Source organism: Bacillus sp. BML-BC051 (assembly GCF_019656175.1).
GTDB classification, from domain to species: Bacteria; Bacillota; Bacilli; order Bacillales; family Bacillaceae_G; genus Bacillus_A; species Bacillus_A mobilis.
Genome location: NZ_BPLI01000036.1, coordinates 42,340 through 54,392, shown reverse-complemented (window position 1 = coordinate 54,392; position 12,053 = coordinate 42,340). Strand labels below are relative to the sequence as shown.

Below are 12,053 nucleotides of genomic sequence, written 5' to 3'. Positions count from 1 at the left end.
ATAAGAGCTTTCGCAATAACTTACAAATGTTCTCTATTCCATGATACTCACTCTTTTACTTCTTAATTCTTTTTACTATTTTGATTTCCCTTTACAATTATGTAAATTTATCCACTTATTCCTTACAAAAATATGGATATTCTATTTTCAGTATACTCTTTTCTATATACATACTCTAGGTTTTATTGTAAAGAAAGCAAAAAGTCTAATCCAATATTTGGATTAGACTGCTTGTAAAATATGTCTTGCTTTCTCTACATTCTTTTCAGTAGGTGGTTCTACACTTGCAAGTGGATACTTATGCCCAAGTGCCTCCCATTTATATACACCAAGCTTATGATATGGTAGCACTTCAACTTTCTGAACATTAGACAGGCTTTGAATAAAGCTAGATAATTTTTGTAGATCCTCTTCATTATCCGTAATACCAGGAACTAATACGTGTCGTACCCAAATCGGTTTATTTTTATCCGATAAATAACGAGCAAATTGTAAAATATGTTCATTTGGTTTTCCTGTTAATTTACGATGTTTCTTTGAATCAATATGTTTCAAATCCAATAAAACTAAATCTGTGTAATCCATTAAAATGTCTAGCTTGTTTTGGAATTCTGGTTCTTCTGAATAACAACCACCCGAAGAGTCAATTGTTGTATGAATTCCAGCTTCCTTACATTTCTTAAATAATTCAATTAAGAAATCTAACTGTAATAATGGTTCCCCACCACTAACTGTTATACCGCCTCCGGAAGCTTCAATAAAAGGAAGGTAACATGTCACATCCTGCATTACTTCTTCAACTGTTATTTCTTTTCCTTTACCGATCTCCCACGTATCAGCATTATGACAATATTGACAACGTAATAAACACCCTTGTGTAAATATGACATAACGAATTCCTGGGCCATCAACAGTACCACAAGACTCTACAGAATGAATTCTTCCTTTTACCATGTTACTTCCTCCTTTATTGAAGCAGCCTCCCTCTACTATTTATATAAAGCAGAGGGACACTTTTTCACTTACATACTTTCATGCATTGTACGGTTAATTACATCGATTTGTTGTTCACGAGTTAATTTAATAAAGTTTACAGCGTAACCAGATACGCGAATTGTTAATTGTGGATATTTTTCAGGATGTTCCATTGCATCCATTAATGTTTCACGATTAAATACGTTAATATTTAAGTGATGACCTTCTTTTACTGCATAACCATCAAGCATTGATACTAAGTTACGTACTTGTACATCATCTTCTTTACCAAGTGCTTTTGGAATAATAGAGAATGTATTAGAAATACCATCCTGTGCATCTTCATATGGTAATTTAGCTACAGATAATAATGAAGCTAATGCACCTTTTGTATCACGGCCATGCATTGGGTTCGCACCTGGTGCAAATGGTTCTCCAGTACGGCGACCATCTGGAGTGTTACCAGTTTTCTTTCCGTATACAACGTTAGATGTGATTGTTAAGATCGACATTGTATGAACAGAATTTCTGTATGTTTTATGTTTACGAAGTTTATTCATAAATGTTTTTACAAGATTTACAGCGATTTCATCTACACGGTCATCATTGTTACCGTATTTAGGGAAATCTCCTTCGATTTCAAAGTCAACTGCAATACCGTTTTCATCACGAATTGGTTTTACTTTTGCGTGCTTAATTGCACTTAAAGAGTCTGCTACTACAGATAGACCCGCGATACCTGTTGCCATTGTACGAAGAACATTTGTATCATGGAGTGCCATTTCAATACGTTCGTAGCTATATTTATCGTGCATGTAGTGAATAACATTTAATGTGTTTAAATATAGACCCGCTAACCATTCCATTGTCATATCAAACTTATGCATAACTTCTTCATAATCTAATACTTCAGAAGTAATTGGTGCGTACTCAGGACCAACTTGTGCTTTAGATTTTTCATCTTTACCACCGTTAATCGCATATAGTAATGCTTTTGCTAAGTTTGCACGTGCGCCGAAGAACTGCATTTGTTTACCAATTCTCATTGCAGATACACAACAAGCAATTCCATAGTCATCGCCGTAGTCAGCACGCATAATGTCATCATTTTCATATTGAATTGCTGATGTTTTAATAGACATTTTCGCACAGTAGTTTTTAAAGTTCTGTGGTAATTGTTTAGACCAAAGAACTGTTAAGTTTGGTTCTGGAGCTGGTCCTAAATTATCTAGTGTATGCAAGAAACGGAATGAGTTCTTTGTTACTAATGGACGACCATCTAATGCCATACCACCGATAGACTCAGTTACCCAAGTTGGGTCACCAGAGAATAATTCATTATAATCAGGTGTTCTTGCAAATTTCACAAGACGTAATTTCATAATGAAGTGATCCACAATTTCTTGTACTTCTTCTTCTGTTAAAGTACCATTTGCTAAATCTCTTTCAATATAAATATCTAAGAATGTAGAAGTACGTCCAAGACTCATCGCAGCTCCGTTTTGCTCTTTAATTGCTGCAAGATATGCGAAGTATAGCCATTGGAATGCTTCTTGTGTATTTGTTGCCGGCTTAGAAATATCAAAGCCATGAGAAGCAGCCATTTGTTTTAACTCTTGAAGCGCACGCATTTGCTCAGATAACTCTTCGCGTAAACGCATTGTATCTTCGCTCATTACACCGCCAGTTAAATTTAAATCAGCTTTTTTCGCTTCAATTAAATGATCAATACCATATAATGCTACGCGTCGGTAGTCACCAATAATACGTCCACGTCCGTATGCATCTGGAAGACCAGTAATTACACCTGATTTACGTGCATTTCTCATTTCTGGTGTATAAGCATCGAATACACCTTGGTTATGAGTTTTTCTCCAATCTCTAAAAATACGACTAAGCTCTTTGTCCATTTCGTATCCATAAGATTCACAAGCTTGTTCCGCCATACGAATACCACCATATGGTTGTAAAGAACGTTTAAATGGTTTTTCAGTTTGGAAACCGACTACTTTTTCAATATCTTTATTTAAATATCCTGGTTCATGTGATGTAATAGAAGAAACAATTTTTGTATCCATATCAAGAACGCCACCGTTTTCACGTTCTTTCGTTGTTAAATCCATTACTTGATCCCAAAGTTGTTTCGTTGCTTCAGTTGCTCCCGCTAAGAAAGATTCATCTCCTTCGAAAACGTTTACATTATTTAAAATGAAATCGCGAACATCAATCTCTGCTTTCCATTTTTCACCTTTAAAGTTTTCCCATGCGTTTTTAACATTTTCTAATACTTGAGTCATCCTAATCTCCTCCATTTTTGATTAGTACAGGACTAAGATTTTTTATATAACAGCTTACACACTTAGAATACTACTTTTTTGCGAAAGTGAACGAAATAGTTGTGAAATGTTTGTGAAATGTTGAGCAAACTACTATATGCACAGTGTTAACTTCACTTAAAAGTCTTTATAATTAACCCTTTCCTTAATTGTATTTTTTTGGTATCCTTATATACGAGTCCTATTTTGTAATATAAGAACAATACCCATTGTAGAGCTGTAATACTCTTATCTCCTAATCTGTTATAGTTTTTATAACAGAACAAAAAAGTGTACATATGTTGTACACTTTTTTTGTTACTACTCTAAAGCATCTCTTTTTCTATTCCCATCATAGAATCCACCACGACTGCCTTCTAATACAATTAATTGCTCTAATCCTTCTATATGATCACCTATAATTCGCAAGACAGCTGGAGGATGACCTATTTTTGCAAAATGTTCACTGGGACGAATACGGTTCATCTTATCGACCTCTACACGACATACACACGCAATCTCGAATCCTGACAGAATAGCTTTCACTTGGGCTACACAAGGTGAAAGTAAAGATCTATATCCGATTTCTTTCAAACACTTACGACTAAACGCATTCGGTACAGCGATAAGAGAGCCTACTCCTAGATCTTTTCTATCACAAGCTAAATTTAATGCATATTTAAATGCAGTTACAAGATGAAGCGGTACTCTTAAATCTAAATAATGATTTAGATCATTTAAGGCGACATCCATTCCATCTGCAATAGCTTTTGCGAAAGGATATAACTCCCTAGCCGGAATAACAAAGTCGCCGTCTATAAATAATACAATTTCCCCTTTTGCAAAATAAGTTCCAAGTGAACGCCCCACATCATTTCCAAGTGCTTCTTTATATACAATTGTTGTTGCTCCCTTTTCTTTTGCAATCGTTGCTGTTTTATCAGCTGAACCATTTACAACAACGATAATTTCAAAAGGTTCAATTTTGCGGAGCTCTTCTATAACGTTTCCAATTGTTTTCTCTTCATCTTGTACAGGAATAATGACCGATAGTTGCTTTCCTTTATACAACTTAGAGGTGACGCCCCATCCTTGATAAAAATCTTCGAAACTTAAAGTATGATAAACACACTCTCTTTTCCTATTTCCATCATAATATCCTCCGCGCTCATCACTGCCTACTATTCGCTCCGCTACAGCTTCTATATGATCACCTATCATCCTTTTTTCAGATTGAGAAAGACCCGTGCCATATGCAGCATGCTCGGTCGGCCGAAATTTATTCGGCGTAATAACGTCAATTGCACAATGACGACTAATTCTCCATTTGCTTTGTACTAGGCGTAAATGAGCGACAATAGGATTAACAAAACATTCATATCCAATGCTTTGAACAACTTCTTTCGTCAACGCATGAGGTACAGATAATAAAGAATCAATTTTTAACTCTTCACGCTCTAACATTGCATTTAATATTTGGCGCCATACTGTCACGGAGTGCGGTTTTTGTTTCTTTAAAAATAGTGCGTCCAAATTATTTAAAACGATGTCGGCCTGATCATGTAAAATTGGATTCAGAAATAATTGTAATTTTGAAGTTTGAATAGCAAAATCTCCATCTATAAATAGTAGTACATCACCTATCGCGTGTTTTGCACCGACCGCACGTCCAACGTCGTTCCCGAGTAGCTCTGTATACTCGATTACTTTACACCCTAAACGACTGGCAACCTCTTCTGTACCATCGTTACAACCGTTTGCTACTACAATAATCTCTACTGGATTTAATCCGTTTACAGATTGAATAACGTCTGAAATCGTATCCGCTTCATTACATACAGGTATAATAATTGATAGCGACTTAGCCATTGTTTTCTTCACGAAACCATTTAATAGTTTCTTTCAATCCTTGTTCCCACGTTACTATCGCTTTAAACTGCACAAGTTCTTTTAATTTCGTTACATCTGGTCTTCTATTTGGAATTTCTTCAAAGCCATGTGGGTATACCTCTTCGAAAGGAACTTGGACAATCTTTGAAGAAGATTTCGTTAGCTTTTTAATTATTTCTGCTACTTGTTTTATACTCTTTTCGTTCTCAGAACCTATATTAATAATCTCACCATTTACCTTCTCATCCATCGCTCGAATCGTTGCCTCTACCGCATCACTTACATACGTAAAGCAACGTGTCTGCTTTCCATCTCCATATACGAGAATGTCTTCTCCTTGCAGGGCCGCACTGATAAATCGTGGGATTACCCCTGCATACGGACCATCTTTCGCTCTTGGACCATAAATATTAAAATAACGAACAATCGTTACAGGTAAACCTTCTAAAGCGTATCCTAAACATAATGTTTCTTCTAACGTTTTACAAATTGCATAACTCCAACGTATTTTAGAAGTCGCCCCGTATAATCGATCCCCCTCTTCAGAGAAGGGTGGCTTTGCCTTACCATATACTTCTGAAGTAGACGCAAAGACTACTTTCTTCTTTCCTTTTAGTGCTGCTTGTAAAATGTTTCTCGTTCCATCAAAATTCGTTTCAATAAGCTCTATACTCTTTTCCATTGTCGTTTTCACACCTAAAATTGCTGCTAAATGAAACACTACATCATGTTGATTTACTAATTCATAAATTGAGCTTTTATCTAAAACGCTTATTGGAATAACCCGAATTTCTTTCATTAACTCATCATGATATTTATTTTTTCCTTTATAGAAGTTATCAACGATTGTGACCCCATAACCTCTTTTCACCAATTCTTCAGCTAGATGTGATCCAATGAACCCTGCTCCACCTGTAATTAAACATTTCTTACTCATACACTCACCTTCTTTACAATTCCACGTGTATCTATTACTCGCTTCATTCCTTTAAAAAGCTTCCAATCGATATTAGAGTGATCAGTTAAAATTAAAATACAACCCGCTTGTTTAATGACTTGTTCATCCAAAGAAACAGATTGGTATACCTTATCTCCAAATTTTGCAGAAGAAATATATGGATCATGATATTCTATCTCATATCCTTCTTCTATTAACAATTCAATAATTGGCAACGCTGGTGATTCTCTTAAGTCATTTACATCTTTCTTATACGCAATTCCTACAATTAAAACTGATGCAGGTGATTGCACCATGCCTTTTACTTTCCGAACTATTTTCTCTGGCATTTCTTCATTAATTACATGTGCCGCCTCAATTAATTGACTAATTGCTCCATTCTTTTTTATTCTCCATTGAAAATATAAAGGGTCTACTGGAATGCAGTGTCCCCCTATCCCTGGCCCTGGCCAATATGGAGTAAATCCAAACGGTTTTGTAGATGCAGCTTCAAGCGCCTCATAAAAATCAATTCCTAAACTTTCACATAATGTGTTTAACTCATTTACTAATGAAATATTGACTAGGCGCTGAATATTTTCAAATAACTTACACATTTCCGCTACTTTCGGAGAACTAACTGGAACAACTACATCAAATGTAGTACTATACAACTCCTGTACTTTTTGTTTACACGTTTCTGTTTGTCCACTAATAACTTTTGGAATCGTTTGAACGGAATAATGACTATTAGCCGGATCAATTCTCTCAGGGGAATATCCGATATAGAAATCTTCTCCTACCTTTTGACCTGCTTGAGAAATAATCGGAATAATAACTTCCTCAAGTGTGCCTGGATATGTGGAGCTTTCGAAAATGAAGGTTTGTCCTTTTTGAAGATGTTGTTGTATATAATGAGAAGCTGAAATGAGGGCACTTAAGTCTGGTTCTCTTTTTTCATTAATTGGAGTCGGAACAGTGACAATAACATAATCACTATTTTGAAAATCAGCAATGCCTTGATCTGGTGTATTTACTATTAATTTTTTTTTAGTCAATAAACTTTGTAACAATTTAGAAGAAACATCTGGAATATAACTTTCTCCTTTTATAATCGATTCTATTTTTCTAGTATCTTTATCTAATCCAATTACTGTATGTCCTCTCTCTGCAAAATGAACTGCCAAAGGAAGGCCAACATATCCTAATCCGATAATAGCAACTGTACTACTAACATTCATCTGTATTCTCTTCTTCCTTTCTCAATTGTTGAATTATATTTCTATCCCGCTCTCCATCTGTAAAACTCCCACGCTCATCTGTGGATTGCAATAAATATGCAATTGCCTCAAGCTGATCACCGAAAATACGGTCAAATGCTGGAATACGTCCATTTACAAATCCATGTTGCTCTGGGCGTACCCGATTTGTTTTTATAACATCTACAAACTCTACCGCTGTAATAGAGAATCCCTCCAAAATAGCTTTCATTTGAGCTAGTGGCGGAATGATAAGAGAATCGTATCCTATTTTCTCTATTACCTTTTTATGCATAGCATGTGGTACTGCCGTTAATGAGTTATTCCATAAATCTGGTCGTTTCGCTACCAAATTCACAAAATATTTTCCCATGCTAATTGGATCTGCCGGATGAAACATATCTAATAAGCACTGTAAATCATTTAATGCCACATCATGTCCATCTTCAATCGCATGTAAAAATGGAATTAGTTTTTTTCCTGGAATAACAAAATCACCATCGACAAATAAACAAATGTCGGCCGTGGCATGCATAGCTCCTATCGCTCGAGCCACATTATGTCCGAGCGCTTCCTCGAATTCAATAACGATAACATTCTCTAACTTTGCTTGTTTAATTGTCTCCATATCAGCTCCATTCGCAACCACTATAATTTCATCTACACCTGCTTTTTTCACTTCTTGTATAACAGATCTTATAGTCATTTTCTCTTCTGATACGGGGATAATGGCACTATATTTCGCTTTTTTCTTTTGTAATACAACTGGTTTATACTTTCCTATAAACGCTCTATCCCTATTTCCTTCTGAAAAACCACCACGCTTACCATATATTTCGATTGCATATTGCAAAGCACGTAAATGATCTCCCATAATACGACTAGTCGCTTTCGGATAAGGAGAACCGGGTGATGTACCAGTATGAACAGGACGCACTTTATTTGTATGAATAACATCGACCGAAGCCATATCGACAATATCTACTCCTCTAGACATCGCCATCGCTTGAAACAGTGCTGGATCTGCTAAATTCCACCAACCAAATTTCTGAATAACTTCCCTACTCATTGCATGTGGAATTGCGATTAAAGATCCAACAACAAGCTCTTTTTTATTCAAATAGCGATTCAACATAAATTTGCCAACTGTCGTATAATGCGGTCTCACCTTTAAATATACGGACCATGTTAAATTATTCACAACAATTTGGTGGCCTTGCTGAATTCCTTTTATGAAATGTTGCAACTCTTTATTATCAATAACGATGTCACCATCTAAAAATAAAACCATGTCACCCTTCGCTTCTCTTGCTCCAATCGCCCGTCCAACATCATTGCCAAGAGAATATTGATAATAAATGACATGACAATGATGTTGTAACGCTATTTCTTTTGTCCCATCTGTCGATCCATTATCTACTACGATAATTTCATATGGTTTCAATTTCTCTACTTCTACTAAAACTTGTGCTAAAGTACTCGCTTCATTATGCACTGGAATAACAACTGATACTCTCATACTTGTATCACTCTTACCCTTCCAAGCGAACATAAGCAATAATAGGAGTACGCACGATTACATCTTCCGGTGGTCCATAAGAAGGAGAAGTACGAACACTTACTGCCCCATCCGTCACAGATAACAGAATGCCTGCAACAATTTCTACAGCTGTAACAACTTGCACTAACTCACCAACATGGTTACGCAATTCATCAGTAAATAACATAATATAAGTCTCCTTTCTTACGCTTCTTTTATTGATATAATACTTGTAAATGGTAATAAAACTTCTGTCCCTATTCCTTCTTGCAGTGTTAAGAAATCATCACCAACTGCTACAATTACACCTGTCAACTGTCCAACCGTCACAGTAATTTCAACGTTTTTACCTAAATATTGCTTTGCAATTTCTTTAAACGGTGATGTATTACATTCTTTTAATATGTTACAAATAATAGATTGAAATTGACTTGATTCAATAAATTCTTCCGTAGCTTTCTTTGAATTTCTTTGAATAAACCTTGCGAAGTTTTGCGAAAATAAAAGTCGTTCCACAGCAGGTAATAATTTGTCATCTAAAAAATAGCCTAATTGTCTATTAAATAATCGGGATAATTTATGCCAATATTTTTTGAACAGACACATATACTTCTCCTCCTATTATTTTTTTAAGTTTTAAAATTACATCCATACATCTTAATGTATACAAAGCAGGCTTTTTTTGTGATAGGTAAGGCATACATTTTTCAAATAAACAATCTTTTCTAATCACATAAAAAAGATAGATGGTGTCCCATCTATCTTTATATATATTTTAATGTTCAATTGTAACAATGGCAGCTACACTATAATAAACCGCTGGTGGTAATTCTGCCTGTTCACTTATAGAAGCTGTAACAAGTGAACCACCGCTTGCCGAAAAATACTTAACAGCTTCTAACGGAATACCATCTTGTTTTACATCAATATGCGTTCCATCTCGCCAATCTATTTTCTGCATTGTTGCTGAAAGGTCCCCAGTCACTTTACCAAATTCTTTACCATCCACCCCTAAAAAAATCCATTCCCACTTTGTTAAACTTAGTATTTGTGTTAACTCTCCAATTTTCTTTCCGTCTACATTAGAAAAAATATAGACGTTGCGTACTCCCATCTTCTTTTGAACACGCAACAATCTTTCTCCCGAGTGATTATATAAATACAATTGTTGCTTATGTAATCCCCTAAAAAGAAAAGAAAGTACAGCTTGCCATACACGTTGAATAACAAAATCATACTCTTCTTTTAAAAACCCTACTGCACTGCCATCTAGTCCAAAGTACGTTATTGCTTGAAATACCCCTACCTCTTTGCGAACAACAAATTTTTGTTGCTCAAATAATTCAGAAGTCTCTATATTATAATTTTCCTGTTTAAGTATTTTTGATCTTCGTTTTTCCATAAAACTATATATTAATAATCCAATTGCTGGTAGTACAACACTTATTAATTTCAGATTTTCTTTCTCCGAAGTGAATAGCATCCCTTTTTTATATTCCATCACTAATACAATTGCGACGATAATCCATACAATGACAGATACAAAAAATATGCGTTTTGCATTACGTGCGTGATGCTTATGTATACTCATATCCCTCCCCCTTTTCCATTTATCCCGCTATTCGCCGGGCAGTAAGACCCCCACTTCAAAATCCAGCGAAAGCAAAGAAGTTAGGTGGGGGATGAACACCCCCCCCACTGGTTAAAGTTTCACTTTATTTCATTATCTCATTACCCCCTACACTTCCTCAATAAAAAAAGACTATCCAATAGGATAGTCTCTTACACTTCAACATTTCGCAACATCGTATAAATGTCGTTATTCACTTTACCAAACGATTTAATGTTATTTTGAATGTTAGATAATAAAACGACATACACACTTCCGTTTTTACTAAATCCATTTAAGCAATTCCATCCTGGCATTACACCGTGATTTGAATAACTGCCCGGGTCTACATACCAACCAAATCCGTAATCTTTTTTTCCGCCTGTAAACATTTGATCATAGCTCTCTTTTGAAATTAATTTTCCAGAGAAGAGCGCTTCATTAAATAAATATAAATCATGTGCACTTGTATATATATCACCACAACCATATAGTTGTGACATACTTGGAATATTAGGTGTTGTCATATTGTTATTTACTATTTTATAACCTGTCGATGGAAACCTTGTTTGCTCTAGCGCTTTACCGAAACCAGACTGCTTCATACCCGCAGTAGCAAAAATATGTTGTTTAATATACTCTTCTAACGGTTGTCCACTTACCTTCTCAGCGATGTAGGCCAGTATAGAATAGTTCGAATCGGAATACTTCCATTTCTCTCCTGGACTCCCAATACGCTTTTGCTTTCCTATTCGTTTTATCAATTCTTCATGAGAAATATCCTCTGTTCCTTGCTCATACTCTGGAATTCCTGATGTATGTGTTAGTAAATGTTTTAACTGAATACCATTACCTTGAGGGAAATCTGGAATATACTTTGCAACGGTATCCTCTACGTTTAATTTATTTTGATCTTTTAATTGCATAATAGCAGTCGCTACAAACGCCTTTGAAATCGAACCAATATAAAAAGTTGTCTCTGAATTATTCGGTACTTGTTTCTCTTTGTTCGCCATACCGTATCCTTTATTCAAAAGAACTTTTCCGTTCTTCACAATAACAGCTGTTCCGCTAAATCCTGCGTTTTGTAAATATTGATCTAATTGAGCGTTTTCATTAATTTCTTGAGGTGGTCCCTCAGCAGGCTTTTCCACAGCTTGTACTTGCTTTACTTGTTCTTCCTGCTCTTTTTGTTTTTGTGCTTCTTGCTGCTTTTTTTCTTCTTTCTTTTTTAGCTCTTCTTGTTTCTTCATTTCTGCCGCTGCTTTTAAAGTTTCTTCTTTCTTATTATGCGCAACAATTTTTGTATACATGAAATATACAACTGAAAATAGTAAGACGAGAATGATTGTTCTTTTTATGTATACAATCGGCCGACGTGACTTCCCATTCGCATTATTTTTTTCTTGATCCATAATTGCTTTTTTCCCCTTATTTACCGATAATTTAATTCCACTACACAAGATTCATTCCGGATCTTTTTCATAGATTTTCGACATTCCATTCGACGTCATCCCTACTTTATCAC

At 35.4% G+C, this 12,053-nt stretch carries 10 protein-coding genes; all 10 read right to left on the bottom strand.

The window, feature by feature from the left end:
* Positions 1 to 222: 222 nt before the first annotated feature.
* Complete coding sequence (gene pflA / locus K5S59_RS16260) at positions 223 to 954, bottom strand: pyruvate formate-lyase-activating protein (protein ID WP_000238465.1); 732 nt, start codon at positions 952 to 954, stop codon at positions 223 to 225.
* A gap of 68 nt (positions 955 to 1,022) precedes the next feature.
* On the bottom strand, positions 1,023 to 3,272 hold the full coding sequence (gene pflB / locus K5S59_RS16255) for a formate C-acetyltransferase (RefSeq protein ID WP_000195477.1): 2,250 nt from the start codon (positions 3,270 to 3,272) through the stop codon (positions 1,023 to 1,025).
* A 339-nt stretch (positions 3,273 to 3,611) separates the two neighbouring features.
* Positions 3,612 to 5,159, bottom strand: a complete 1,548-nt coding sequence (locus K5S59_RS16250) for a glycosyltransferase family 2 protein (RefSeq protein WP_120449448.1) — start codon at positions 5,157 to 5,159, stop codon at positions 3,612 to 3,614.
* Positions 5,152 to 6,117, bottom strand: coding sequence for an NAD-dependent epimerase/dehydratase family protein (locus K5S59_RS16245; protein ID WP_000037045.1), 966 nt, complete (start codon positions 6,115 to 6,117; stop codon positions 5,152 to 5,154). Before K5S59_RS16245 ends, K5S59_RS16250 begins: the two co-directional genes overlap by 8 nt.
* Positions 6,114 to 7,358 (bottom strand): nucleotide sugar dehydrogenase, encoded by a 1,245-nt coding sequence (locus tag K5S59_RS16240; RefSeq protein WP_001103210.1) that lies wholly within the window; start codon positions 7,356 to 7,358, stop codon positions 6,114 to 6,116. Before K5S59_RS16240 ends, K5S59_RS16245 begins: the two co-directional genes overlap by 4 nt.
* Positions 7,348 to 8,928, bottom strand: a complete 1,581-nt coding sequence (locus K5S59_RS16235; RefSeq protein WP_073518169.1) for a glycosyltransferase family 2 protein — start codon at positions 8,926 to 8,928, stop codon at positions 7,348 to 7,350. Before K5S59_RS16235 ends, K5S59_RS16240 begins: the two co-directional genes overlap by 11 nt.
* The gene (locus K5S59_RS16230; protein ID WP_000899471.1) at positions 8,909 to 9,103 is read right to left on the bottom strand and encodes a hypothetical protein; all 195 of its coding nucleotides are present in this window, start codon (positions 9,101 to 9,103) and stop codon (positions 8,909 to 8,911) included. The genes K5S59_RS16235 and K5S59_RS16230 overlap by 20 nt, the downstream gene beginning before the upstream one ends.
* A gap of 17 nt (positions 9,104 to 9,120) precedes the next feature.
* Positions 9,121 to 9,522 carry an LSm family protein gene (locus K5S59_RS16225; RefSeq protein WP_000335525.1) on the bottom strand — a complete coding sequence of 134 codons (402 nt, stop codon included), beginning with the start codon at positions 9,520 to 9,522 and terminating at the stop codon, positions 9,121 to 9,123.
* A 169-nt stretch (positions 9,523 to 9,691) separates the two neighbouring features.
* Entirely contained in the window at positions 9,692 to 10,507 is an 816-nt protein-coding gene (locus tag K5S59_RS16220; protein WP_000022139.1) for a hypothetical protein, read from the bottom strand.
* 191 nt (positions 10,508 to 10,698) lie between these two features.
* Positions 10,699 to 11,940, bottom strand: a complete 1,242-nt coding sequence (locus tag K5S59_RS16215; protein WP_098238092.1) for a serine hydrolase domain-containing protein — start codon at positions 11,938 to 11,940, stop codon at positions 10,699 to 10,701.
* Positions 11,941 to 12,053 lie beyond the last annotated feature (113 nt).

Excerpts from the sequence above, each read along its gene's own strand:
- K5S59_RS16240 (WP_001103210.1), bottom strand. The coding sequence starts at position 7,358 with ATGAATGTTAGTAGTACAGTTGCTATTATCGGATTAGGATATGTTGGC.
- pflB (WP_000195477.1), bottom strand. The coding sequence starts at position 3,272 with ATGACTCAAGTATTAGAAAATGTTAAAAACGCATGGGAAAACTTTAAA.
- K5S59_RS16230 (WP_000899471.1), bottom strand. The coding sequence starts at position 9,103 with ATGTTATTTACTGATGAATTGCGTAACCATGTTGGTGAGTTAGTGCAA.
- K5S59_RS16235 (WP_073518169.1), bottom strand. The coding sequence starts at position 8,928 with ATGTTCGCTTGGAAGGGTAAGAGTGATACAAGTATGAGAGTATCAGTT.
- K5S59_RS16225 (WP_000335525.1), bottom strand. The coding sequence starts at position 9,522 with ATGTGTCTGTTCAAAAAATATTGGCATAAATTATCCCGATTATTTAAT.
- K5S59_RS16220 (WP_000022139.1), bottom strand. The coding sequence starts at position 10,507 with ATGAGTATACATAAGCATCACGCACGTAATGCAAAACGCATATTTTTT.
- K5S59_RS16245 (WP_000037045.1), bottom strand. The coding sequence starts at position 6,117 with ATGAGTAAGAAATGTTTAATTACAGGTGGAGCAGGGTTCATTGGATCA.
- pflA (WP_000238465.1), bottom strand. The coding sequence starts at position 954 with ATGGTAAAAGGAAGAATTCATTCTGTAGAGTCTTGTGGTACTGTTGAT.
- K5S59_RS16250 (WP_120449448.1), bottom strand. The coding sequence starts at position 5,159 with ATGGCTAAGTCGCTATCAATTATTATACCTGTATGTAATGAAGCGGAT.
- K5S59_RS16215 (WP_098238092.1), bottom strand. The coding sequence starts at position 11,940 with ATGGATCAAGAAAAAAATAATGCGAATGGGAAGTCACGTCGGCCGATT.